Raw genomic sequence first — 24,131 nt, forward strand, 5'->3', positions numbered from 1 at the left:
CGTCTCAAGAAAAGTATGCCGAGTCGTAAAGCTCAGAAAGCTGTTATTGAACAAAGATATTTAAATCCTGTTCTTGACTCTTGCAGTTAAAAACAGGACATTTTAAATGGTTTATCGCATAGACATTTTAATTGGTGAATAGCAGGTATGTTATTCGGTGCATTTTTTGGTGGCCGTGTAGCAGATTATTTAGGGCAAAAGAAAGTATTAATGCTTTCAATCGCGATCTTTGGCGTATTTATGACAGTAACTGCATTGGCGCCAAGTGTAGAAATATTATATGCAGCCCGCTTTTTTACAGGCTTAGGTTTGGGGGCTGCAATGCCAACCATGATTTCAGTGGTGGGTGATGAAGCAACTGAAGCAAACCGAGGTAAATTAAACAGCTTGATGTATTGTGGCTTGCCTGTAGGTGCAATCTTTGTTGCGGGCTTGGCTATCATTTTTAAAGATATTTCTTGGCATACACTATTTTTAATTGGCGGTTTAACGCCTTTGGTATTGCTTCCATTTATGGCTGTTATCTTAAAAGATAAGCGCAAAGAAAAGGTCGAATCACTAGCGGTAGAGGCTGTGCCACCAATGGCACAAGTGTTGTTTGCAGAAAATCGCTACAAATACACATTGCCGCTTTGGGTGAGTTTCTTCTTTACCTTGATGGTGAACTACATCTTAATCAGTTGGTTGCCAAACTTACTTATGGAGCAAGGCTTAGAAAAATCACAAGCATTTATGATTATGCTGATTTTCCAAGTAGGTGCAGTGATTGGTACGCTGGGTTTAGGTTACTTACTTGACCGTTTAAAATTGTGGCAAATGGCTGTGATTATCTATATCGGTCTATTTATTGCGGTATTAATTTTATTCACAACCAAATCTATTCCATTGTTGGTATTTGCGGGCTTAATTGGTGGTATTTTCTCTACAGGCGGTCAATCGATTCTGTACGGCATTTCACCAATTTTCTATAACTCAGCGGGCAAAGTAACAGGTGTAGGTAGCGCAATTTCTCTTGGTCGTTTAGGTGCTATGACAGGTCCATTACTTACAGGTAAGATTTTGGCTTTAGGTCTTGGTACTACAGGTATCTTACTTGCAAGTGCACCAGGGATTGTATTGTCAGCGGTTGCTGTGGCAGCGTTATCTGCTTATAAATCGAGTAAAAAATAACGCGAATTATTGTTGTAAAAATAGAGATATAAAAGGAAGCTTCGGCTTCCTTTTTTTGTGGAATCTGACATTCAGGCTAAGTTAGAATATAAAAATAGCATCAGCAAATACTGAGTTTTTGCTAAAATCATTTGATTCACTCAAGATATAAATATTCATGGCTTATCAACTTATTCAACTTCCTATTCAGGCAACCGATAATATTAACTGCCCACATTGCCAGCAAGCCGTGATCAATTGGTCAGAAGAGCAATATGTACAGCCGTGTGAGCATACGTTGTTTATTGCGATGGATATTGGCTTTGAATACATTACGGATGAATTTGAGCATACTTTGCGCCGTACTGTAGATGATATGCATGCCAATGACGATCAAGTGGTGGTGATTGAGGAACTAACAGCATCAAGTTATCCAGATTTTGTTATTTATCAGTCAGATTTAGGTATTGAAGGTTACTCGCGCTATGTGGGGATTACTGCTTAATGCATTAAGGTTTCAATCAAAAAGGCTAATCCGAAGATTAGCCTTTTTTTATTGCATGAGCCGAGAGAATTAGCTTTCTAATTCTTCTTCAACTTCATCGTCGGCACTATCCATGCCTAACTCTTTTAGTTTACGTGTGAGTGTATTACGGCCCCAACCTAAAAGTTCAGCTGCATGACGTTTACGCCCACGAGTTTGCTGTAGTGCAGCATTAATCAATGTACGCTCAAACATTGGCGTAGCAATGTCTAAAATCTTCATTTCGCCATTTTTAAGTTTTTGTACCGCCCACTGGCCCAATAGTTCGTCCCAATGATGAATTGAAATACGGTCCAAAGTATTTGGCGCAGGTGAGCCTTCACCACTTTGGTGAATTGGAATCTGCTTTAACTCGGAAGGTAAATCCTCAGGATAAACTTCACGGCCTGTAATCATAACCGTTAGCCAGCGACAGGTATTTTCCAGCTGGCGCACGTTACCTTGCCAAGGCAATTTTTGCATATATTCTTGCGTTTCTGGGCGCAAGATTTTTGGACTAACACCCAGCTCTTTACCTGCACGCGCCAAGAAATGTTGCGCAAGCATTGGAATGTCTTCGCTACGATGCGCTAATTTTGGAATATGAATGCGAATCACGTTTAGGCGGTGATATAAGTCTTCGCGGAAGCGACCTTCATGGACTAATTTTTCTAGGTCCTGATGGGTGGCAGCCACAATACGTACATCTACCTTCACAGGAATATGTCCGCCTACACGGTAAAACTCGCCATCGGCCAATACACGCAATAAACGTGTTTGGGTTTCAAATGGCATATCACCAATTTCATCTAGAAATAGCGTACCACCATTGGCTTGCTCAAAGCGACCTTGGCGTTGCGTGTTCGCACCCGTAAAGGCGCCTTTTTCATGACCAAATAATTCAGTTTCAATTAAATCTTTGGGAATGGCTGCCATGTTGAGTGCAATAAATGGCTTACTGCCACGTGGTGAGTGGCGATGTAGCGCATGTGCGACCAATTCTTTACCTGTGCCCGATTCACCATTAATAAGTACAGTAATATGCGATTGTGATAGACGACCAATGGCACGAAACACTTCCTGCATAGCAGGTGATTCACCAATGATTTCTGTCGATTGAATAGGTTGAACCGTTTTTGCAGATTCTTGTTGTTGAAGCTTGGCAATGTGCAAAATCGCACGATTCACTAAGGCTAATGCTTCATCAATGTCGAAAGGTTTAGGTAGGTATTCAAAAGCACCTGTTTGATAGCTTGATACAGCAGACTCTAGATCTGAGTGGGCTGTCATGATAATCACAGGAAGATCTGGATGACTGCCTTTTACTTTTCCGAGGAAGGTCAAACCATCAATACCTGGCATACGAATATCAGTCAAAATGACATCAGGTGCATCTACGCTGAGTTGATCAAGTGCAGATTGAGCCTCTTCAAAGCTGGTAACATCAAAACCTTCTTCTTTAAATGTTTTTTCTAAAACCCAGCGCATCGCGCGATCATCATCAATGACCCATATTTTATTTCGCGACATGTCCTGACTCCCAAGGTAAATATAAGCTAAAAGTTGTTTTGCCTGGAACGGATTGGCATTCAATCATTCCGTTGTGTTGATGCATAATATTTTGCGCAATACTGAGGCCTAAGCCTGTACCTTTAGCACGTCCAGTCACTAAAGGATAAAACACAGATTCCAAGATTTCTTCAGGCACACCAGGGCCGTTATCTTCAATATCAATGCGTACTGCAGAGCGTTTAAGTACACCATTAATTGTGACAAGGCGTTGAATACGTGTGCGAAGCGTCAATTCTGGCTGATGCTCTACAAAGAAATCTTTATTTTCAGTCATGGCTTGTACAGCATTCACGCTAATGTTCAGCATGACTTGAATTAGTTGATCACGGTCTGCCATGACATCAGGTAAAGAAAGGTCATAGTCACGTGTGATCTTAATTTTCTTTTTGGTTTGGTTAGCAATCAGTGCGCGTACACGTTCTAAAGGTTCGTGTACGTTGGTTGGTTCATAGCTTGGCAGTTGTCGCGAACCTAACATGGTGTCAGCAAGATTACGTAAACGATCAACTTCACTAATAATAATGTCGGTAAATTCGCTGTACTGCGGATCGTTTAAACTACGTGCTAAAAGCTGTGTTGCACCACGGATGCCACCCAAAGGATTTTTAATTTCATGTGCAACGCCACGAATGAGTTGGCGCGCTACCTGATGTTGTTGAATGAGATTCTCTTCTTTAGAGATTTTAAGCATTCGGTCAATAGGGTTGAGTTCAATTATCAGCAACGGGTGATAAGGTTTACCTGAGCTCAATAGAGATACGGTGTAATCAACATGAATGTCTTTAAAGTTGACATTAATTGTTGCTTCGCGTCGTGTATAAGGTTGCCCTGACTGTAGTGTGTTGTTTAAAGCTTCTTCTGTATTAAATTCATCATTTGGCATGTGCAGTAAATGAAGAACAGGGAGGCCTTCAGCCCGAAGTAAACTGATATCAAAAAGTGCTTCACATGATGAATTTAAGTAATAAATATTGAGATTACTATCGACCAGTAAAATCGCTGTGGTTAAATTATCTACTAATAGCCGATAATCGATGGTCATAGGTTGATCCATTAGCGGTGGGTGTTCTGTTTTAAAATGGCGCAATGGCATCTTCATAAGGCATTCTGTTTTCAGTAAACGGACTGAATTGATGCAGAGTAAGCAAAATGCACGCCAACTTTTCTAAAAGAACGCCAAATTTGAGTGCTGAATTAAAAGAATGTGCCGAACTTGGCCTTTAATTTAAATGTATAGCGAATAAAAAAAGGGCTGTAAATAAAATATGGTTCAAAATGGTGCATTTTTAATTATATGAGTGAATTTATAGCATTATTTTGGTGCGTGATATAAAGAGTAGCCTTTTCACCTATTTTTATGTAAAGAAAAGACATACAATACGCGCATTCTAGTGGAGCGCAGATTCATGAAATCCCCCAAAGTCGGTTTTGTTTCTTTAGGTTGTCCTAAGGCATTGGTTGATTCCGAACGAATTTTAACTCAGTTAAAAACTGAAGGTTATGATGTTGCATCAGATTATGATGGTGCAGATTTAGTTGTTGTAAATACCTGTGGTTTTATTGAATCTGCAGTACAAGAGTCTTTAGACGCCATTGGTGAAGCAATGAGCGCGAATGGTCGCGTGATTGTGACAGGTTGTCTAGGTAAAGACGAAGACAAAATTCGCCAAATGCATCCAAATGTCTTAAAGGTGACAGGTGCTGCGGCATATCAGGAAGTCATGGAAGCAGTACATGAGTACGTTCCAGAGCCACCAAAACATAATCCATTCATTGACCTTGTTCCAGAGCAAGGGATTCGTTTAACACCAAAACATTATGCATATTTGAAAATATCAGAAGGATGTAACCACCGTTGCACATTCTGTATTATTCCAAGCATGCGTGGTGATTTAGTTTCACGTCCAGTGGGCTCGGTGTTAAGTGAAGCACAAGCACTCAAAAATGCGGGTGTAAAAGAAGTTCTTGTAATTTCACAAGACACTTCTGCATACGGTCTAGATACGAAGTACAAATTGGACTTTTGGAATGGTCAACCTGTAAAAACTAAGTTTTACGATATGTGTGAAGCTTTAGGGCAGTTGGGCATTTGGGTTCGTTTGCATTATGTCTACCCGTATCCGCATGTAGATGCTGTGATTGATTTAATGGCACAAGGTAAAATTCTTCCATATTTGGATATTCCATTCCAACACGCAAGTCCGAAGGTCTTGAAGTTGATGAAACGTCCTGCGCATAGTGAAAATACCCTAGAGCGTTTAAAAGTATGGCGCGAAAAATGCCCTGATCTGGTACTTCGTTCAACTTTCGTGGTGGGTTTCCCGGGCGAAACTGAAGAAGACTTTGTGATGCTGTTGGATTGGCTAAAAGAAGCACAGTTAGATCGCGTGGGTTGTTTTACCTACTCACCAGTTGAAGGTGCGACAGCAAACGATTTGCCAGATCATGTGCCTGAAGAAATTAAGCAACAACGCTATGAACGCTTCATGGAAGTTCAACAAGAAATTTCTGCAGCTAAACTGCAAAAACGTATTGGTCAAACCATGACAGTGTTGGTTGATGATTTAGAAGATGAGTTCCCAGTTGCAGTTGCACGCTCTTATGCGGATGCACCTGAAATTGATGGTAATGTCTTTGTTGAAGATATCGATAAATCATTAATTAAGGCGGGTGATTTGCTTGAAGTGGAAATCACCGATGCAGATGAATATGACTTATATGCGAAATTAATTCGTATTAAATGATTCACGAAAATAATTGAAATTAAATAATTCGGAGTTGATGATGCTTGATTCTAAAAAACCGCGTTTTGGTCGCATTCTTCTAAAGCTTTCTGGTGAAGCTTTGGCAGGCAATAAAGATATGGGTATCGATGCACAAGTGCTCGATCAAATGTCACTCGCAATTGCGCACCTTGTTGGTTTGGGTGTTCAAGTGGGTATCGTTGTTGGTGGTGGTAACTTATACCGTGGCAGTCAGTTACAAAAGGATGGTTTAGTAGGCCGTGTAACAGGCGATCAAATGGGCATGTTGGCAACTGTAATGAATGGCCTAGCATTACGTGATGCTTTGGTACGTCGTAATATTAAAACGCGTTTGATGTCTGCATTGCCAATTGGTGCTGTGGTTGAATCATATTCAAGCCGTGATGCAATTCGTCATTTAACTCGTGGTGAAGTGTGTGTATTTGTTGCTGGTACAGGTAACCCATTCTTTACGACAGATACAGCAGCATGCTTACGTGGTATCGAGATTGAAGCTAACTTGATCTTAAAAGCAACTAAAGTTGATGGCGTATACAACAAAGATCCAAGCAAATACGATGATGCTGTGAAATATGATGCTTTAACATTTGACCAAGTGTTGGATGAAAAATTAGGCGTAATGGATTTAACAGCAATTTGCTTATGCCGTGATCATAACGTGCCACTTCAAGTATTTGACATGAACAAAGCGGGTTCATTGTTATCTGTTGTAATGGGTGAAAAAGAAGGTACCCACGTTACGAACTAATGTACGTGGGGCTGAAAGCTCTTTATACTACAGATTATATTTAGTTATACCTCATTATTTAAAATTTAGTAAGGAAGATCTTATGATTAACGATCTTAAAAAAGACGCCGAAGAACGCATGAACAAGTCGCTGGAGTCTTTAGAGCATGGTTTTGGAAAAGTACGTACAGGTCGTGCGCACCCATCTATCCTAAACGGTGTTATGGTTCCTTACTACGGTTCTGATGTTCCATTAAACCAAGTTGCAAACGTGGGTGTAGAAGACTCACGTACACTATTGGTTCAACCATTTGAACGTACAATGGTTGCTGCAATTGACAAAGCAATTCGTGAATCTGATCTAGGTTTAAACCCAATTACTGCTGATGCGATTCGTGTACCAATGGCAGCATTAACTGAAGAAACACGTCGTGATATGCAAAAAGTTGCGCGTAATGAAGCAGAAAATGCAAAAGTTGCGATTCGTAATATTCGCCGTGATGTTTTAGGTGATATCAAAGCATTGTTGAAAGAAAAAGAAATTTCTGAAGATGATGAGCGTCGTGCTGGTGATGACATTCAAAAAATTACAGACAAATTTGTTGCTGAAGTAGAAAAACGTTTAGCTGCAAAAGAAGCTGAATTAATGAAGGTCTAATCTTGAATGACCGTTTCTGAAGAAAATTCCAGTCTTCCAAAACATGTTGCCATCATCATGGATGGCAACAATCGTTTTGCCAAAAAAAATCTAATGCAAAAAGGTGAAGGGCATCGCTCTGGTAAAGACGTCCTAGATCCAATCGTCGAGCATTGTCGCCAAGCCAATATTCAAGCATTAACAGTGTTTGCATTTTCTAGTGAAAACTGGAAACGACCTCAATTTGAGGTTGATTTGTTGATGAAATTGTTAGAAGAAACAATTCATGAACAATTGCCACGTATGGAAAAATTTAACATTTCGCTCCGTTTTATCGGAGATCGATCACGTTTATCTCCAGAATTACGTGCACTCATGTTGCATGCCGAAGAAAGGACTGCTAACTTCTCTAGCATGACGCTGACCATTGCGATAAGTTATGGCGGTATGTGGGATATGGCGCACGCTGCACAGCAGATTGCGGCCGATGTTATGGCAAACAAATTAACGCTTGATGCAATAGATACCGATGTATTTGGTCGCTATGTCAGCATGAGTGATTTACCTGCAGTAGATTTGTTAATTCGTACAGGTGGAGATTTCCGTCTATCGAACTTTCTATTGTGGCAAGCCGCTTATGCAGAATTGTATTTTACAGATACATTATGGCCAGAATTTACCGTTGAAGAATTAGATGATGCTTTTGCAGTATTTGCAGGGCGTGAACGTCGCTTCGGTAAAACATCAGAACAAGTTCAACAAGCGTCACTTGAGAATTAATAAATGTTAGAGCGGATTATTACCGCATTGGTGCTAGTTGCGGTTGTACTGAGCTGTATGTTTGCTTCGTCTTCGCATTACCCAATGTTTGTGCTGATGATCATTGCAGCTGGGGTTGCTGGCTATGAGTGGTTTAAACTCATGCCTAAAAAATCTAAGAATGTAAATAAACCGCTTGCATGGGGCTATGGTTTAGTCACTGCTGCGATTTCTACCTTAGCATTAAGCTATAATGATGTGGCTTTATTACTTTGGGCAGCCTCGATTTTGACGTGGTTGCTCAGTGTTTATTGGGTGAAATCTTATCCAGAATATGACGGTTGGTATAATCCAACGCTTAAAGTCATAGGTTTGGTTTTGGTTTCAGCAGCTGTTACAGCCATTTTCTCTGTTTGGCAGAGTTCACCGTGGTGGCTCATGTACTTATTCCTGTTGGTTTGGGGTGCAGACAGTGGTGCTTACTTCGTAGGACGTAAGCTGGGCAAAAAGAAACTCGCACCCGATGTGAGTCCAAACAAATCTTTAGAAGGTTTGTATGGTGGTGTGTTTACTGCAATGTTAATCGTGGTTGTAGTTGAGGTGGTTTATCTTGACTTAAGCTTAGCAGAACATGCTTTATTCCTTATTTTATCTGTGATTACCGTATTTAGCTCAGTATTGGGTGATTTATTTGAATCGATGATTAAACGTCGTGCTGGCATTAAGGATTCGGGTCGAATTCTTCCTGGTCATGGCGGTGTGCTCGATCGAATTGACTCATTATTGGCTGCTGCCCCAATTTTTGCTGCGGGCATATATGTTTTAAAACTTCTTGGCGTAGATTTATAAATGTCTCAATCTGTTTGTATATTGGGTGCAACAGGGTCGATAGGTCAAAGTACCTTGAAAATCTTGGCGCAACATTCACAAGAGTATTCCGTTTTTGCAGTGACTGCGCAGAGCAGACTTGCAGAGCTGGTAGAAATTTGCAAACAGTACCGACCGAGATACGCTGTTGTACCATCCTCTAAAGTAGATGAATTACGACAGCTCCTTGTGGCAGAGCAATTGGCTGACATCGAAATTTTGGCTGATGAGGCAGGCTTAATTGCTGTTGCTTCACATTCAGATGTTGATGTGGTGATGGCAGCAATCGTTGGTGCGGCTGGTCTGCTTCCGACTTTAGCTGCTGTAAAGGCAGGTAAGCGTGTTTTACTTGCCAATAAAGAAGCATTGGTAATGTCGGGCGATATCATGATGCAAGCTGCTTTGGATCATCATGCGACACTATTGCCTGTAGATTCTGAGCACAATGCTATTTTTCAGTGCTTACCTCAAAACTATTTTCAGGCCGAACGAAATGGTCAACCTAAACTGGGTGTGTCCAATATTTTACTGACCGCGTCTGGTGGTCCATTTCTAAACCATAGCCTAGAACAATTACATTCGGTGACACCTGCGCAAGCATGTAAACATCCAAATTGGTCTATGGGGCAAAAAATATCTGTAGATTCTGCTACGTTGATGAATAAAGGTTTAGAGTTGATCGAAGCCTGTCATTTATTTTCAATTGAAGAACATTTTGTAACAGTTGTTGTGCATCCACAGAGTATCATCCACTCTATGGTGCAATATGTAGATGGTTCGACCTTGGCACAAATGGGTAATCCAGATATGTGTACGCCAATTGCACATGCTTTGGCTTGGCCTGAACGCATACAAACGCATGTTCCAGCATTAAATGTATTTACACATTCGCAATTAAATTTTGTTGAGCCTGATACAACTCGATTCCCTGCACTTAAATTGGCACGTCAAGCCATGAAAGTAGGTGGAACTACACCTGCGATTTTAAATGCAGCCAATGAAATTGCGGTGGATGCGTTTTTAAAGCAAAAAATTGGATTTATGCAGATCCCTGCGATTGTTGAGCAAACATTGAATCAACTGGCACATCAGGCTGCAAACAATCTGGATGTGATTTTACAAGCAGATGCTGAAGCGCGTGCAATTGCACAACAATTGGTGACCAATAAAGGAAGTTAGTATGAGCGCCTTGTTTATTATTGTGGCTGCAATTCTGTTGTTGGGGCCCTTAATTGCAATACATGAGTTTGGTCATTATTTTGTTGCACGTAAACTTGGCGTAAAAGTGTTGGTTTATTCCATTGGGTTTGGGCCAACTATTCTGAAATGGACTTCTAAGAAATCAGGGATTCAATACCAGCTTTCGGCATTGCCATTAGGTGGCTATGTCAAAATGCTAGATGAGCGTGAAGGCAATGTTGCAGAAGAGGATTTACCTTTTGCATTTAACCGTCAGCATCCTTGGAAGCGAATTGCAATTGTAGCTGCTGGGCCATTAATTAATTTGGCCTTAGCCGTGGTTTTGTTTTGGGTACTTTTTTTACCTGCACAAGAGCAATTAAATACACGTGTAGGTAAAGTGTTGCCAAATACACCTGCTGCAACAATGCAGATGCATACAGGTGACAAAATTACTGCAATTGATGGTACACCTGTAAGTACATGGGAAAAGCTCAATTATGCGCTGGTTGACCGTGTAGGTGAAACAGGCAATATTTTAGTGACAGCGGATCGTGCTGGAGAAGTCAAAAACTTTCAATTGCCTATCCAAGGTTTTCTTAAAGATCAATCTGAATCACCTTTAGATATTTTAGGTTTTGTTCCATACCGTCCAGAAATTCCAGCGACTGTCACAAAATTGAGTGAGGATGGGGCTGCGATTCGCCAAGGCATGAAGGCTGGAGATCGTATTGTTGCGATTGATGGTCAAAAGATGAATGATTGGTTTGATGTGGTACAAGTGGTAAAAGCATCACCAGAAAAGTTATTAAAGATTGATGTATTGCGTGATCAAAAAATTGTGCATTTAGAAGTAATGCCACAAGGTCAACGCGATAATATGGGTAAAGTCACAGGTGTGCTTGGGGTGCAAAGTGACCCTGGTAAAGTTGTGATTCCAGCAGAATATAAGCAAACAATTCAATACACACCAGTTGAAGCGTTTACAATGGCGCTAGATAAAACAGGTCAACTTTCGAGTATGATTCTGAACTCCATTGTAAAAATGGTTCGAGGTATGATTGGTTTAGATAACTTATCTGGCCCAATCACGATTGCAAAAGTGGCAGGCCAAAGTGCAGAAATGGGTTGGCAAACCTTTATCTCATTTATGGCACTCATGAGTGTGAGTTTGGGAATTTTAAACTTATTACCTATTCCGATGCTGGATGGTGGTCATTTAGTTTACTATTTTATTGAATTAATTCGTGGTAAACCTGTTTCTGAACAAATACAATTGGTTGGACTAAAAATTGGTATGGTACTGCTGGGTAGCATGATGCTACTCGCACTCTTCAATGATTTTATGCGTTTATAAGCGTAGATGATGAAATAAATTTAACAGCGGAAAAGACTGGCATGCAGCACACACATTTATTTATGCCTTTGGCACTCGTTAGTGCAATGGCAGCTACACAACAAATATATGCAGCGGATGATTTTGTAGTACAAGATGTAAAAGTAAACGGACTTGTCCGTTTAACACCAGAAAGTGTGTATGGCATGTTGCCAGTCACTAGTGGTGATCGTGTCAGCGATTCTTCAATAGCAAATGTAATTCGTACTTTATACGCAACAGGACTTTTTGATGATATTAAAACATCACAAGAAGGCAATAACCTGATATTTACAGTTGTAGAACGTCCTGTTATTTCTAAAATTGAGTTAAAAGGCAATAAGCTGATTCCTAAAGAAGCCTTGGAAGAAGGCTTAAAAAAAATGGGTCTAGCTGAAGGCGAAGTACTGAAAAAGTCTGCATTGCAAATTGTTGAGACTGAGCTTGAACAGCAATATATGCAACAAGGCCGCTATGATGCTGATGTTAAAGTAACAACGACTGCAAAACCAAATAACCGTGTTGATCTTTTACTGGAATTTACTGAAGGTAAAGCTGCAAAAGTTTTTGATATTAATATTATTGGTAATACAGTATTTAAAGATGCTGATATCAAGCAAGCCTTTGCTGTGAAAGAAAGTGGTTGGGCATCTGTTGTTTCACGTAATGACCGTTATGCACGTGAAAAAATGGCAGCCAGCCTTGAATCATTGCGCGCAATGTATTTGAACAAAGGCTACATCAATTTCAATATTACCAATTCAAGTTTGAACTTGAGTGAAGACAAAAAGAACGTCTTTATTGAAGTATCAGTAGATGAAGGTGAGCAGTTTAAATTTGGCGAAACTAAATTCTTAGGTGATGCGCTTTACTCTGAAAAAGACCTTCAAGCATTACAAATTTATAAATCGGATGAGCTGTATTCACAAGAAAAAGTGAACGCAGTGAAGCAACTATTACTGCGTAAGTATGGTAACTCTGGTTATTACTATGCTGAAGTCAATGTGGTGCCACAAATCAACAATGAAACAAAACAAGTTGATTTAAACTACTACATTAATCCAGGTCAGCAAGTTACAGTTCGACGCATTAACTTTACCGGGAATAGTAAAACTGCGGATTCTGTATTGCGTCGTGAAATGCGTCAGATGGAAGGTGCATTGGCAAGCAATGAAAAAATTGATTTGTCAAAAGTACGTTTAGAGCGTACTGGCTTCTTTAAAACTGTAGATATTAAACCTGCCCGTGTACCAAATTCACCAGACCAAGTGGACTTAAACATTAATGTTGAAGAACAGCACTCAGGTACAAGTACACTTGCTGTTGGTTTCTCGCAAAGTGGCGGTGTAACTTTCCAAGCAGGTTTAAGTCAAACTAACTTCTTGGGAACAGGTAACTCAGTTGCGATTGATTTATCACGTTCAGAAACACAAGATTACTATAACTTAAGTGTTACAGACCCGTACTTCACTATTGATGGTGTACGTCGTGGTTATAACATGTACTACCGTAAAACCAAGCTAAACAATGACTATAACGTAAACAACTACGTTACAGACAGTTTTGGTGGTGGTATTAACTTTGGCTATCCAATTGATGAAAACCAAAGTATTAGTGCTGGTTTAAACATTGATAGTACTAAAGTGACAGCAGGTGCGTATGTATCAACTTATGTGCGAGACTACTTATTAGCCAATGGTGGTAAGACCACAAATACTTCAACCTATTGTTTGGTTGAATTGGAAAAAGATCCAACTACAGGTGAAATGGTATGTCCACCTGGTAAATTGTCACCGAAGTATGGCTCAGCATTTGAGGGTGATTTCCTAACCTATAACTTAAACTTAGGTTGGTCATATAACACATTAAACCGTCCAATGTTCCCAACCAGCGGTATGTCACATCGTGTGAATGCTGAAATTGCGGTACCGGGCAGTGATGTTGAATATCAAAAACTAACTTATGATGCGCAAGCCTTCTTCCCGCTGGGTAAAGACTTTGTATTACGTGGTTATGGTAAGTTGGGTTATGGTAATGATTTACCGTTCTTTAAAAACTTCTATGCAGGTGGTTTTGGTTCGGTACGTGGTTATGATAATAGTACTTTAGGCCCTAAATATCCTGGCGTTCAATACAGTGAAACACATCAGAAAGATTGGGATCCTGAAGAAGTTGGTGGTAATGCCTTGGTGCAATTTGGTACAGAGCTAGTGCTTCCAATGCCTTTTAAAGGTGATTGGGCACGTCAAGTTCGTCCTGTATTGTTTGCTGAGGGTGCACAAGTCTTTGATACACAGTGTAATGTGTCATCAGAAAAGATTTATCTCGATGCAACACTTGCAGTGGATGCTAAAAAGTACTGTGAAGACAATTTTGGCTTTGATGCAAAAAATATGCGTTATAGCGTAGGTGCAGGCTTTACATGGATTACCATGATTGGTCCATTATCGTTGAGCTATGCATTCCCATTGAATGAAAAAGCAGGCGATAACACGAAGAATATCCAGTTTGAAATTGGCCGTACGTTCTAAGTACGGTCCATTTCGGAATAAGTGATGGAAGTTAAAATGAAAATAATACTTAAAAGCCTATTCGCCCTTAGCGTATTGGGCTCTACTGCTGTACATGCCGCAGGCTATGGTGTGGTAGATCTAGAGCGTATTGTTGAGCAAAGTGCATATTTGAAACAGCAAAATATGTCTTTTCAGCAACAAATTAAGCCCCAAACAACACAGATTGAAAATCTGAGCAAAGAGCTTGAAGCTATGCAATTAAAAGCACAACAAAGTGCAAATAAATTGTCAGATGCGGAAAAGCAAAAACTTGCTCAGCAATATCAAACTAAGTTAAGCACTTTAAATGCTTTGCAGCAAAAAGTTCAAGCTACGGTACAGTCGAATATTCAATCGATTAACCAAGTTATGGACTCAAGAATTAAGCAAGCAGCTGAACAATTGCGGAAGGAAAATAATCTGGACGTGGTTTTGAATAAAAATTCAGCGTTAGCTTATGACGCTAAGTATGATTTAACTGATAAAATGATTCAAAAGGTTAATGCAATTAAGTAATCGATGAATCCTGAACAGTTAAGTTTAAAACAGCTCGCCGGCCTCGTGCAAGGCGAAGCTGTTGGTAATGCAGATTTACGACTCAAAGGTTTGGCTAGCCTTGAGCATGCACAGCCAGAGCATATCGCATTTGTAAATGCAGAAAAATATCTTGATCAAGCTAATCAATCTCAAGCCGGTGCACTGATTGTCACGGCAGAGCTTAAAGCACATCTCAATTCAGCCCAGCAAAACTTTATTGTGGTGGCTAATCCATATCTTGCCTTTGCCATATTGACCCATGTGTTTGAAAAAAAGAACACAAAAACGGGTATTGAAGCGACAGCCCAAATCCATCCATCTGCCATGATTGCCGAAACAGCCTATATTGGTCACTATGTTGTCATTGGTGAGCATTGTGTTGTGGGTGAGCATACTGTTATTCAAGCACATGCAACTTTAGATGATGATGTTGAGGTGGGGAGGGATTGCCTAATTGAATCACATGTTACCTTAATGGGTGCGTGCAAATTGGGTGATCGTGTTCGTATTCATGCAAATACAGTGATTGGTAGTGAAGGTTTTGGCTTTGCACCTTATCAAGGCAAATGGAACCGAATTGCACAATTAGGTTCAGTACGTATCGCAAATGACGTACGTATTGGGTCAAATTGCAGTGTTGATCGTGGTGCAATGGATGACACAATTTTGGAAGAAGGTGTCATTATCGATAACCTTGTGCAAATCGCACATAATGTTCATATAGGTGCGCATTCGGCTTTAGCTGCAAATATTGCAATCGCAGGTAGCACAACCATTGGCAAAAATTGTATCATTGGTGGTGCTAGTGCAGTCTCAGGGCACCTTAAAATTGCGGATAATGTGACTTTGACAGGAATGTCAATGGTGACAAATAATATTTCTGAAGCTGGAAAGTATTCTTCTGGTACAGCGTTGTTTGAAAATCAGAAATGGAAACGCACAGTTGTTCGTATGAGACAATTAGCAGATGTGCCATTGACCCAGCTGGTCAAACGACTTGATCATATGCAAGCTCAAATTGAGTCCCTTGAATCAACTTTTAAACTGCGTAAATAATATGATGACTGAGTCGAATACACCTGCATTCACGAAACCAGAGTTGCCAATGAGTGCACAAAAAATTCGTGAATATCTTCCACACCGCTATCCATTTTTGTTGGTTGATCGTGTTACTGATATCACTGAAAATAGCATTGTTGGTTATAAAAACGTTTCAATCAATGAAGAGTTTTTACAGGGACATTTCCCAGAATTTCCGATTATGCCGGGTGTGTTAATTGTTGAAGCAATGGCGCAAATTTCAGGTATTCTTGGCTTCGTAATGAACAATAAATTACCAACCCCGGGTAATCTATTTTTATTTGCTGGTGCCGAGAAAGTGCGTTTTAAAAAGCCAGTCGTTCCAGGTGATCAATTGGTGTTAAAATCTGAACTTGTCATGCAAAAACGTGGTATTTACAAATATAATTGTATTGCTACTGTGGATGGCATAGTCGCAGCAACTGCGGAAATTATGATTTCGCATCAGAAAATAGAGCAAGCATGAGTAATAACGAATTCATTCATCCCACCGCTATTATTGACTCATCAGCAGTCATTGCTCCAGATGTGAAAATTGGCCCTTATTGTATTATTGGTCCAAATGTCACAATTGGTGCGGGCACCCACCTGCATTCACATGTTGTGGTTGGTGGTTATACCCGTATTGGTGAATACAATGAAATTTTCCAATTCGCAAGTGTTGGAGAAGTCTGTCAAGACTTAAAATATGCAGGGGAAGAAACTTGGTTGGAAATTGGTGACCACAATTCGATTCGTGAGCATTGCAGCTTGCATCGTGGCACAGTTCAAGATCAAGGTCTGACAAAAGTGGGTAGTCATAACCTATTAATGGTGAATACACATATTGCACATGATTGTGTGGTCGGTGATCACAATATCTTTGCAAACAATGTAGGTGTTGCAGGGCATGTGCACGTGGGCGACTATGTTGTAATTGGGGGTAACTCAGGTATTCACCAATTCTGTAAAATTGATTCTTACAGTATGATTGGTGGTGCATCACTTATTTTGAAAGATGTCCCAGCGTATGTCATGGTGTCAGGAAATCCTGCACATGCATTTGCAATGAATATCGAAGGCATGCGTCGTAAGGGTTGGTCGAAGAACGTGATTCAAGGTCTTCGAGAAGCATTTAAGTTGATTTATAAATCAGGCTTAACCACGCAAGAAGCTTTAGATAAAATTCGTGCAGAGATTTTACCTGAAGTATCTGAAGCGCAATTACTAATTGATTCATTAGAGCAGTCAAAACGTGGTATTACACGTTAAGCTTTAATCTAAAAAAGACCGCCATGAGGCGGTCTTTTTTATGGGTGTTTAACAGAAAATTTAACGTACATTATCTGCTATAACATCTAAATTATTTAAAGTATTTGGCTTCTTCAGACTGCGGGTAGCTCTTAAGTAACTTTTGTTTGTACTGCGTTGCTTGTGCTGTGTTGTGATCGACATCTTTTGCAATGCTATACAGCTGATAAAGTGCTCTAGAAGCACGTGCTGAATTTGGGTATTGGTTTGCGACAATGCTGTAATTTCGCTTAGCCTCGCTAAAATTAGATGGCTCTATCGCAACGTTAAACTCGGCCAGCCAGAAATGAGCATTACTGATATAAACGCTGTTTGGATTGTTTTTGATAAAGTTTTGCATTGGTGCAATGGCTTTTTTAGCTCCGCCTTGTTTATAGGCATCTAATGCTACTGTATATGCAGCTTTATCTAACTCATCGGATTTAACTGCAATTGGAGCAGTTTTTGTTGTTGTAGGTGTAACGGTTGATTTTGCAGGAACAACAACAGCCGATGTTTTAATCGTTGGGGTTGGTGTATTGTTCACTGGCGCAGTTTTTAAGGTGTTGCTGGTGCTGGGTGCAGTACCTTGTTGGTTATCCTCCTCGGGCGTAGCGCTTTCTTCTGAAGGCTCTACTTTTTGTTGTAATGTTTCTAGGCGTTGATCCAAATCAGCATAACGGTTATTTAATTCATTTTTAAGTTTTTCAATTTCGTTATCATGCTCTTCAATTTTACCGCGTAAAGTACGAATGTCATTTTCAAGCTGTTGATTTTTCTGCATGAGTTGCCAATTTAGATTGGTGGTTACCGTTTCACCTGAGCCTGTAGAAATAGCGGCTTGTGTATTGTTAGGTGCGTAACTCGCCGAATTTTGGCTTAAACCCCGTGATTCAATTGGAATATTGGCAAAAACGGGTGCGGTGCAGCAAAGAAGCAGTGTGCCGAGCGCATGTTTTTTTAACATAATTTAAGTTCCATATAGTCTTTTCATTAGCTACTCAACTTCAGTTGAGTCAGGCATCATGTTGATTTTCAATAGACACATTAAAAACGCCAACTTCATTAAATGCAATACGCATTTTCATGCTTGTTGTGATGAAAGGTAAATAAAATTCATTATGATGGAGATGGTATTTTTCTAAAAAATCCTTATTTTGATTTAAAAATAATCAAACGAATAAATGGTTTAGCTAATTTATGTCAGAGTGCTTGCAAGTTTAATAAAAATCTCTATACTCTGTTCTTGCAATGGTAGCCCTGCTGGTTACTTCGCAATTGTACTCTACGAACCCCGCCAGGACCGGAAGGTAGCAACGGTAGTAGAATTATGATGTGCCGAAGTTTTGCTGGTAGGGTTGCCACCAGTTTCTTTTATTATTATAAAAATTAAATCCTCTCTTTTATTTTCTCAATTTTACTTCTTTAATCAAAGTCTGTATCTGATTTACGTTTAATTGCCTTCATAATCGCATCCATTTCAAAACCTCGATACATTAAGAATCTAATTTGCTTTGCTTTTAGCTTTTGATCTGTCGCGACATCAGTTCCATACTTTTTTACTTTAAGTTCATAGGCCTGCTGTACCCAATCGGTTTCTTTTAGTTCATCTTGTATCAGCTGATGATCAACCTTTTTATTTTTTAATTTCATTTTAATTTGATTCGGGCCTTTGCCTTTACGCATTTGGCTCGAGAGCATCATTTCTGCAACACGCTGGTCGCTCTGATAGTTTTCACGTGAGAGCTCATCGACCAGTGTAATGACCTCATTGCGATCTTTTGCATATAGGGCAAGCTTTTCAATTAATTCGGCTTTAGAGAACTCTTTACGTGTAAGCACAGCAAAGGCGTAGGAGCGTAAGCGTGTGCCTTTTAGTCCGGGCTTAGTTTCCTTCACTGGGTCTGCAAATAAGCCATCTTCTGCTTTAAATGATGGGTTATCTGTTTCTTTGGGGTTATTTTGCGTTGTTGTGGCGGATTCTTCTTCACCAAACTGTTGTTTGAGCGCTTCATAATCGAGGAGTTTAGGAAATTTTGGATCGGTCATATCAAAAGTGGCATATTGCTGAACAATGAAAAACGCCCCGTAGGGCGTTTTATAGTTTAACCTGATTTAGATGTCATTATGCATCTAGAAAATCTGGTTCTTCTTCGTCTTTATCTTCAACAACAGGAGTACCTGTGGTCAGAAGTTGCTCACGGATTAATTTCTCAATCGTTTGTGCTAATTCTGGATGTTCTTCAAGATGGCGAATGGTATTGTTTTTACCTTGGCCAATCTTGTCGCCTTGGTACGAATACCAAGCACCCGCTTTATGTACGATGTCTTGTTGTACAGCAAGATCAATCAATTCACCAAGGTGGTTAACACCTTTGCCGTACAAAATTTGGAATAGTGCTTCACGGAAAGGAGGCGCCATTTTGTTTTTTACTACTTTGACTTTAGTTTCAGAACCGATGATTTCATCACCTTCTTTCACTTGGCCAATACGACGGATATCTAGGCGTACAGATGCATAGAATTTTAATGCATTACCACCAGTTGTAGTTTCTGGGCTACCAAACATCACACCAATTTTCATACGAATTTGGTTAATGAAGATAACCATACAGTTTGAGCGCTTAGCATTACCTGTAATTTTACGTAGTGCTTGGCTCATTAAGCGTGCTTGTAGGCCCATGTGCGAATCGCCCATTTCACCTTCAATTTCAGCACGTGGCGTTAATGCAGCTACAGAATCGACAACGATTAAGTCAATTGCACCAGAACGTACAAGCATGTCTGCGATTTCAAGGGCTTGTTCGCCATTGTCTGGTTGAGAAACCAATAGGTTGTCAATATCTACGCCAAGTTTGCGTGCATATTGAGGGTCAAGTGCATGTTCGGCATCGATAAATGCACATGTACCACCTGCTTTTTGACATTCAGCAATGGCTTGAAGTGTCATGGTGGTTTTACCTGATGATTCAGGACCATAGATTTCAATAATACGGCCTTTTGGTAAGCCACCAATACCTAGCGCAATATCAAGTGTAAGCGAGCCCGTAGACACTGCTTCAACTGCTTGTGTGGTATTGTCGCCTAAGCGCATTACTGTGTTTTTGCCGAATTGCTTTTCAATTTGGCTTAAAGCTGCGTTTAACGCTTTGCTTTTATTATCATCCATCTTACAACCTCAATACGATGTCACTAAACAATATACTCAAGTGGATGTATTTACTTTAAACCTTTTCCACCAGCGTATAGTGACAGAATTCATCCTGATTAACTATACCTATCACAGTGTGTGCGACACATTGTGACGCGTCATTCTACATCATCATGATACGACCATTGCTGGTCAAACATCTGATCATTTTCTTTTTTAAATTTACCAATATCACGACGATCTTTTTTGCTAGGTCGGTGATCTGGTCGAGCTAGATTATGCAACTTTCTTTGTGATGCAAGCAATTCCCGTTTGGCTAAACTCACTTCCGTTTCATCATAAAGTAGCTGAGCAACAGGAGCAGGGCCACGTACATCAGAGAGTGATTTTACTACAACGGTCTTTTTCTCAATGCCTTGTTGAATGGTGAGTTCCATTCCTACACGTACTTCACGTGAGACTTTTACGCGCTCACCATTTTGGTGGACTTTACCACCTTCTATGGCATGTTTAGCAATAGAGCGGGTTTTAAAAAACCGTGCAGCCCAAAGCCATTTGTCTATACGCATTCCAACCGCATCTTCGGCTAGGTTTGATTTACGCATATTTTTTGAGTTCCTCAGCTTGTTGTAAAATAGGGATGAGATCTGTTAATGCATCGAGCATTGGATAATTGAATGAATCGCGTGGTGCTTTTTGTGAAGACGGTTGGCGAATACTAAACAAAGCATCTATTCCGTAGCCTTGCGCACCTTTTAAGACTTTTTCGGTATCATCAATAAAATAGCAATGTTTTGGGTTAAAAGGGTGACGTTCATGCAAAGCTTGCCAAAATTCATTAAATTCTTTGGCATGACCAACGGTTTCACTACTGATAATGACATCGAAGTAGGCGGCAAGCCCTGTTTCTTCTAACTTAAAAGCAAGACCAGCTGTATCAGCATTGGTGGCCAGCCAAATCGGGTACTGATGCTGTTTTAAATATTCGAGTAATGCGATACAGCCTGCACGTTTTGCGACCTTATGTTTCTGTTCAATTTGCATCGCTAGCACATCTACGCCAACTTGTGAGGTCCAAAAGCGTGATGAGTACCATTTTAAGGTATGATTATGTTGTTGATAAAAATTGAATAAAGTCTGAGTGCTTTGCTCTAGACTACATTGGTGTAGCTCGGCATAACGAATGGGTAAGAGCTCATTCCAAATAAAGTCATCGTAGGCAAGATCAAGGAGCGTGCCATCCATATCAAAGATGATCGTTGGCTTTTCTGAATAATTTGACATATATAGGGCATTCTATGTTTAAAACTACAGCAATACCGCAAGACCCGACAATCTTACAGTTGATGCCCATTGTGACACAGGCATGTGAAATTTTGCGAGAAGAATATCGCCAGTATTGTGTCGGTGGTAATTTTGAGGTGCTGAAAAAGTCTGATCAATCACCTGTCACTCAGGCGGATTATCGGGTAAATGCTTATATTTGTGAGCAGTTAATGAACTTGTCTGACTTGCCTATTTTGTCAGAAGAAGGTGAGCAAGATTTACGTCGGCAATGGTCTGAGTTTTGGTTACTTGATCCTTTGGATGGAACCAAAGAGTTTTTACATCAACGGCCTGAATTTACCATTAACCTGAGTAAGGTCTCAGGTGCAAATACGGTTTTTGCAATATTGGTCATACCAGGTGCAGGAGATGTTTATATCTGCCCAGAACAGGGAATGCCTCTAAAATATAATATTGATAGCCAACAATGGTTTGAATACGATGTTCAAACAACAACTGTAGTGCAGGTTGGTTTAAGTCAAAGCAGTCAAAACAAACCTAAGTATGCAGAATATCTGCAAGCTTTGTCGCAATTGACAGACTATGCGGTATTTAAGGCGGGAAGTGCGTATAAGTTTTGCATGATGCTAGAAGATCGTGTGGATATTTATCCGAGATTTCATCCAACCTGCGAATGGGATACCAGTGCGGGTCAATGTTTGATCGAACGCATTGGTGGTGGCTTACTTGATTTTAAAGGTCGTCCCTTTGTTTATAATCAGCGTGAGAGCTTGTTAAATGGCGGTTTTATCGCTTTTAAAGATGACAATATGAAAAAACTTGCTTTACAGGCACTTGAGTTAATGCAGAACAGCGATTGAGCTAAAAACTGTTCATGCTATAGTAATGCAAACGATTGTGCATTTGATGTGTTATGGCTTTAGATCTGCTTCCTCCTAGTATGCTCAAGGCTCTAGATTTATTGCCTGATGCTAAAACACCAGTGACTTTATTTACACGACACTCGATTCGTGAAGTGGTTACTGGTCAAGGATTAGCAGGCTATGATTTACAATTGACCAATCAAGGCCGTGATTTGGCACAAGCTTGGGGTGAGTATTTAATTGAAAATACGGACCGGGTTATTGAGCATTGCATTTCAAGTCCTATTCAACGTTGTGTAGATACCGCTGCGCTGATGATTGAGGGTGCGGATGCAAAGTCTGTTGCAGTAAATACGCATCATATTGAAATTATTGAGCAAGGCTTATTGGTCGAGCCAGGAAGTTTTGTTTTAGATATTAAACAGGCAGGCCCATACTTTAAAAAGCAAGGTGCATTAGGCTTTATCAATAGTTTTGTAAATAATGCTTTACCAGGCATGAAACATCCTATTAATGGTGTCGTGGATGTACTGGAATTGATATATAACACGCATCCAAGTAATCATTCGGGTTTAAGCCTAGCGGTGAGCCATGACACGATTTTGGCGGCTATATTGGCGGTTATTTCGGGTAAGCATGGGATTACACGTGAAGAATGGCCAAAGATGATGGAAGGGCTATTTGTGTGGTTTGAGGGAGATATTTTTCTCGAATCCAAGCTGAAGTGGATTTGGCGTGGCCAATTAAATGAACTCAATATTGCAGATTTTCAACCGCAAACCTAATACATGTATTAAAGCGCATTAAAAATCTAGTGCTTCATTCTAAAAGTAATGTAAAAAGCTCAATATATATCTATTGAGCTTTTTTTATAGTTGATGATTCATTTAAATTTTAGCTTTGATTCGTTTTGGATAATCATTCAGGTTAATGTAGCGTCCAGTATCATTTAAAGGCCAAATCGCTGTATTGGTTGCGGTGTTTTGCTGATGAATGCGGCTGTATTTATCAGCGGCAATCAAAGTCGCAATCTCATGCTCAGCAAGGGTATAAGCCTCGACAACCTCTTGCGGGTATTGGGTGCGTTGATAAAACTGGCTTTCTGACTCACCTGAATGTAAGGCAAATATACGTTCAATTGCAGGTAAATAAACGCCATAAGCCAACCATGCATCAACCCCTTGTGAGGCTTGTATTTCGGCTGTGCCTTTCATATTAGAAATGACTTTGGATAAAATATCTTTTTCGCCTTTGGCACTAAAATAGTTGATGTATTGCTGTTCGGTCTGTTGAAATTTTTCAAGTGTGGGTAGAAATTTGTCAATCATGCTATGAATATCCCAGAGGATGGTGTTATCAACATACAATAGATCGATTTGGAATACCATAAAAAAAATATGGGATTATTGGGTTTGGAATGATATTGGTTTGATTTAAATTATGAGGGAATAGCTTGGTTTTTAGATGATACAAAAACAAAAAAAAGCCCAAAAATGGGCTTTTTTCACTGCGACAAATTAGTTAGCTAGCGCTTTAACTTGTGCATTTAAACGGCTCTTATGACGAGCAGCTTTGTTTTTATGGATGATGCCTTTATCAGCCATGCGGTCGATTACAGGTACAGCTTTTTTGTAAGCTTCTGTAGCAACAGCATAGTCACCAGCAGCAATAGCAGCTACTGTACGTTTAAGATAAGTACGAACCATAGAACGTAAGCTAGCGTTGTGTTTACGTGCTTTAACGTTTTGACGAGCACGTTTTTTTGCTTGAGCAGAGTTTGCCACTCGTGCACTCCTTGAATTAGATTGGTCTGGGCGGGCTGAAATTACATCTGAAAAC

General features: G+C 40.0%; 24 protein-coding genes, 1 other RNA gene and 1 pseudogene. 17 read left to right on the forward strand and 9 right to left on the reverse strand.

Annotation, left to right across the window (positions count from 1 at the left end):
• Positions 1-144: 144 nt before the first annotated feature.
• A pseudogene (locus tag DYI81_RS02805) lies at positions 145-1,170 on the forward strand (MFS transporter); the annotation flags it as partial.
• A gap of 157 nt (positions 1,171-1,327) precedes the next feature.
• Entirely contained in the window at positions 1,328-1,654 is a 327-nt protein-coding gene (locus tag DYI81_RS02810; RefSeq protein WP_117006650.1) for a hypothetical protein, read from the forward strand.
• A gap of 69 nt (positions 1,655-1,723) precedes the next feature.
• Here DYI81_RS02810 and glnG read toward each other — a convergent pair whose 3' ends face one another.
• Both glnG and glnL read right to left on the reverse strand, forming a co-directional pair.
• Complete coding sequence (gene glnG / locus DYI81_RS02815; protein WP_117006651.1) at positions 1,724-3,202, reverse strand: nitrogen regulation protein NR(I); 1,479 nt, start codon at positions 3,200-3,202, stop codon at positions 1,724-1,726.
• On the reverse strand, positions 3,189-4,298 hold the full coding sequence (gene glnL, locus DYI81_RS02820; RefSeq protein WP_117006757.1) for a nitrogen regulation protein NR(II): 1,110 nt from the start codon (positions 4,296-4,298) through the stop codon (positions 3,189-3,191). The genes glnG and glnL overlap by 14 nt, the downstream gene beginning before the upstream one ends.
• Positions 4,299-4,650: 352 nt before the next feature.
• On the opposite strand from glnL, the gene rimO reads away from it, so the two are divergent.
• From rimO to lpxA, 12 genes are all read left to right on the forward strand, one after another.
• Positions 4,651-5,988 carry a 30S ribosomal protein S12 methylthiotransferase RimO gene (gene rimO / locus DYI81_RS02825; protein WP_117006652.1) on the forward strand — a complete coding sequence of 446 codons (1,338 nt, stop codon included), beginning with the start codon at positions 4,651-4,653 and terminating at the stop codon, positions 5,986-5,988.
• Between the two features lie 40 nt (positions 5,989-6,028).
• Positions 6,029-6,757, forward strand: a complete 729-nt coding sequence (gene pyrH / locus DYI81_RS02830) for a UMP kinase (protein WP_106984833.1) — start codon at positions 6,029-6,031, stop codon at positions 6,755-6,757.
• A gap of 82 nt (positions 6,758-6,839) precedes the next feature.
• Complete coding sequence (gene frr / locus DYI81_RS02835; RefSeq protein ID WP_106984832.1) at positions 6,840-7,394, forward strand: ribosome recycling factor; 555 nt, start codon at positions 6,840-6,842, stop codon at positions 7,392-7,394.
• A gap of 6 nt (positions 7,395-7,400) precedes the next feature.
• Positions 7,401-8,153 (forward strand): polyprenyl diphosphate synthase, encoded by a 753-nt coding sequence (gene uppS / locus DYI81_RS02840; protein WP_117006653.1) that lies wholly within the window; start codon positions 7,401-7,403, stop codon positions 8,151-8,153.
• 3 nt (positions 8,154-8,156) lie between these two features.
• Complete coding sequence (locus DYI81_RS02845) at positions 8,157-8,981, forward strand: phosphatidate cytidylyltransferase (RefSeq protein WP_117006654.1); 825 nt, start codon at positions 8,157-8,159, stop codon at positions 8,979-8,981.
• On the forward strand, positions 8,982-10,178 hold the full coding sequence (gene ispC / locus DYI81_RS02850; protein ID WP_117006655.1) for a 1-deoxy-D-xylulose-5-phosphate reductoisomerase: 1,197 nt from the start codon (positions 8,982-8,984) through the stop codon (positions 10,176-10,178).
• A gap of 1 nt (position 10,179) precedes the next feature.
• Positions 10,180-11,535: an RIP metalloprotease RseP gene (rseP, locus tag DYI81_RS02855; protein WP_117006656.1), complete on the forward strand. Its 1,356-nt coding sequence runs from the start codon at positions 10,180-10,182 to the stop codon at positions 11,533-11,535.
• Between the two features lie 41 nt (positions 11,536-11,576).
• Positions 11,577-14,084: an outer membrane protein assembly factor BamA gene (gene bamA, locus DYI81_RS02860; RefSeq protein WP_117006657.1), complete on the forward strand. Its 2,508-nt coding sequence runs from the start codon at positions 11,577-11,579 to the stop codon at positions 14,082-14,084.
• A 36-nt stretch (positions 14,085-14,120) separates the two neighbouring features.
• Positions 14,121-14,621, forward strand: a complete 501-nt coding sequence (locus tag DYI81_RS02865; protein WP_106984842.1) for an OmpH family outer membrane protein — start codon at positions 14,121-14,123, stop codon at positions 14,619-14,621.
• Between the two features lie 3 nt (positions 14,622-14,624).
• Positions 14,625-15,698 (forward strand): UDP-3-O-(3-hydroxymyristoyl)glucosamine N-acyltransferase, encoded by a 1,074-nt coding sequence (gene lpxD, locus DYI81_RS02870; RefSeq protein ID WP_117006658.1) that lies wholly within the window; start codon positions 14,625-14,627, stop codon positions 15,696-15,698.
• Between the two features lie 4 nt (positions 15,699-15,702).
• A complete protein-coding gene (gene fabZ, locus DYI81_RS02875; protein ID WP_171356300.1) occupies positions 15,703-16,188 on the forward strand; it encodes a 3-hydroxyacyl-ACP dehydratase FabZ in 486 nt (161 codons plus the stop codon).
• Positions 16,185-16,973 (forward strand): acyl-ACP--UDP-N-acetylglucosamine O-acyltransferase, encoded by a 789-nt coding sequence (gene lpxA / locus DYI81_RS02880; protein ID WP_117006659.1) that lies wholly within the window; start codon positions 16,185-16,187, stop codon positions 16,971-16,973. The genes fabZ and lpxA overlap by 4 nt, the downstream gene beginning before the upstream one ends.
• A 91-nt stretch (positions 16,974-17,064) precedes the next feature.
• Here the strand turns inward: lpxA and DYI81_RS02885 are convergent, their stop codons facing one another.
• Positions 17,065-17,961: a YbgF trimerization domain-containing protein gene (locus DYI81_RS02885; protein WP_106984823.1), complete on the reverse strand. Its 897-nt coding sequence runs from the start codon at positions 17,959-17,961 to the stop codon at positions 17,065-17,067.
• Between the two features lie 291 nt (positions 17,962-18,252).
• Here DYI81_RS02885 and ffs point away from each other — a divergent pair.
• Positions 18,253-18,349: signal recognition particle sRNA small type (ffs, locus tag DYI81_RS02890), an RNA gene on the forward strand.
• Positions 18,350-18,416: 67 nt separating this feature from the next.
• Here the strand turns inward: ffs and DYI81_RS02895 are convergent.
• The 4 genes from DYI81_RS02895 to DYI81_RS02910 all read right to left on the reverse strand — a co-directional run bounded on the left by DYI81_RS02895 (position 18,417) and on the right by DYI81_RS02910 (position 21,426).
• Positions 18,417-19,040, reverse strand: coding sequence for a regulatory protein RecX (locus tag DYI81_RS02895; protein WP_117006660.1), 624 nt, complete (start codon positions 19,038-19,040; stop codon positions 18,417-18,419).
• Positions 19,041-19,116: 76 nt separating this feature from the next.
• Positions 19,117-20,160: a recombinase RecA gene (recA, locus tag DYI81_RS02900; protein ID WP_106984821.1), complete on the reverse strand. Its 1,044-nt coding sequence runs from the start codon at positions 20,158-20,160 to the stop codon at positions 19,117-19,119.
• Between the two features lie 140 nt (positions 20,161-20,300).
• A complete protein-coding gene (locus DYI81_RS02905) occupies positions 20,301-20,747 on the reverse strand; it encodes a S4 domain-containing protein (protein WP_106984820.1) in 447 nt (148 codons plus the stop codon).
• Complete coding sequence (locus DYI81_RS02910) at positions 20,740-21,426, reverse strand: HAD-IA family hydrolase (protein ID WP_117006661.1); 687 nt, start codon at positions 21,424-21,426, stop codon at positions 20,740-20,742. The genes DYI81_RS02905 and DYI81_RS02910 overlap by 8 nt, the downstream gene beginning before the upstream one ends.
• Before the next feature lie 14 nt (positions 21,427-21,440).
• Between DYI81_RS02910 and DYI81_RS02915 the strand changes: the two genes are divergently transcribed.
• Positions 21,441-22,289, forward strand: a complete 849-nt coding sequence (locus DYI81_RS02915; protein ID WP_117006662.1) for a 3'(2'),5'-bisphosphate nucleotidase CysQ — start codon at positions 21,441-21,443, stop codon at positions 22,287-22,289.
• A gap of 53 nt (positions 22,290-22,342) precedes the next feature.
• Positions 22,343-23,077: a phosphoglycerate mutase family protein gene (locus tag DYI81_RS02920; protein ID WP_106984817.1), complete on the forward strand. Its 735-nt coding sequence runs from the start codon at positions 22,343-22,345 to the stop codon at positions 23,075-23,077.
• 102 nt (positions 23,078-23,179) lie between these two features.
• Here DYI81_RS02920 and DYI81_RS02925 read toward each other — a convergent pair whose 3' ends face one another.
• Positions 23,180-23,620, reverse strand: a complete 441-nt coding sequence (locus DYI81_RS02925) for a hypothetical protein (protein ID WP_106984816.1) — start codon at positions 23,618-23,620, stop codon at positions 23,180-23,182.
• Between the two features lie 189 nt (positions 23,621-23,809).
• Complete coding sequence (gene rpsT / locus DYI81_RS02930) at positions 23,810-24,076, reverse strand: 30S ribosomal protein S20 (RefSeq protein ID WP_106984815.1); 267 nt, start codon at positions 24,074-24,076, stop codon at positions 23,810-23,812.
• Positions 24,077-24,131: the final 55 nt, after the last annotated feature.

Source organism: Acinetobacter sp. SWAC5, from assembly GCF_003419885.1.
Lineage (GTDB): Bacteria > Pseudomonadota > Gammaproteobacteria > Pseudomonadales > Moraxellaceae > Acinetobacter > Acinetobacter cumulans.

Coding starts and splice junctions, on each gene's coding strand:
- bamA (WP_117006657.1), top strand. CDS start 11,577: ATGCAGCACACACATTTATTTATGCCTTTGGCACTCGTTAGTGCAATG.
- DYI81_RS02865 (WP_106984842.1), top strand. CDS start 14,121: ATGAAAATAATACTTAAAAGCCTATTCGCCCTTAGCGTATTGGGCTCT.
- lpxD (WP_117006658.1), top strand. CDS start 14,625: ATGAATCCTGAACAGTTAAGTTTAAAACAGCTCGCCGGCCTCGTGCAA.
- DYI81_RS02845 (WP_117006654.1), top strand. CDS start 8,157: ATGTTAGAGCGGATTATTACCGCATTGGTGCTAGTTGCGGTTGTACTG.
- recA (WP_106984821.1), bottom strand. CDS start 20,160: ATGGATGATAATAAAAGCAAAGCGTTAAACGCAGCTTTAAGCCAAATT.
- rseP (WP_117006656.1), top strand. CDS start 10,180: ATGAGCGCCTTGTTTATTATTGTGGCTGCAATTCTGTTGTTGGGGCCC.
- DYI81_RS02905 (WP_106984820.1), bottom strand. CDS start 20,747: ATGCGTAAATCAAACCTAGCCGAAGATGCGGTTGGAATGCGTATAGAC.
- rimO (WP_117006652.1), top strand. CDS start 4,651: ATGAAATCCCCCAAAGTCGGTTTTGTTTCTTTAGGTTGTCCTAAGGCA.
- DYI81_RS02810 (WP_117006650.1), top strand. CDS start 1,328: ATGGCTTATCAACTTATTCAACTTCCTATTCAGGCAACCGATAATATT.
- glnL (WP_117006757.1), bottom strand. CDS start 4,298: ATGGATCAACCTATGACCATCGATTATCGGCTATTAGTAGATAATTTA.
- lpxA (WP_117006659.1), top strand. CDS start 16,185: ATGAGTAATAACGAATTCATTCATCCCACCGCTATTATTGACTCATCA.
- DYI81_RS02915 (WP_117006662.1), top strand. CDS start 21,441: ATGTTTAAAACTACAGCAATACCGCAAGACCCGACAATCTTACAGTTG.
- uppS (WP_117006653.1), top strand. CDS start 7,401: ATGACCGTTTCTGAAGAAAATTCCAGTCTTCCAAAACATGTTGCCATC.
- DYI81_RS02920 (WP_106984817.1), top strand. CDS start 22,343: ATGGCTTTAGATCTGCTTCCTCCTAGTATGCTCAAGGCTCTAGATTTA.
- ispC (WP_117006655.1), top strand. CDS start 8,982: ATGTCTCAATCTGTTTGTATATTGGGTGCAACAGGGTCGATAGGTCAA.
- DYI81_RS02925 (WP_106984816.1), bottom strand. CDS start 23,620: ATGATTGACAAATTTCTACCCACACTTGAAAAATTTCAACAGACCGAA.
- DYI81_RS02910 (WP_117006661.1), bottom strand. CDS start 21,426: ATGTCAAATTATTCAGAAAAGCCAACGATCATCTTTGATATGGATGGC.
- frr (WP_106984832.1), top strand. CDS start 6,840: ATGATTAACGATCTTAAAAAAGACGCCGAAGAACGCATGAACAAGTCG.
- glnG (WP_117006651.1), bottom strand. CDS start 3,202: ATGTCGCGAAATAAAATATGGGTCATTGATGATGATCGCGCGATGCGC.
- DYI81_RS02895 (WP_117006660.1), bottom strand. CDS start 19,040: ATGACCGATCCAAAATTTCCTAAACTCCTCGATTATGAAGCGCTCAAA.
- fabZ (WP_171356300.1), top strand. CDS start 15,703: ATGACTGAGTCGAATACACCTGCATTCACGAAACCAGAGTTGCCAATG.
- pyrH (WP_106984833.1), top strand. CDS start 6,029: ATGCTTGATTCTAAAAAACCGCGTTTTGGTCGCATTCTTCTAAAGCTT.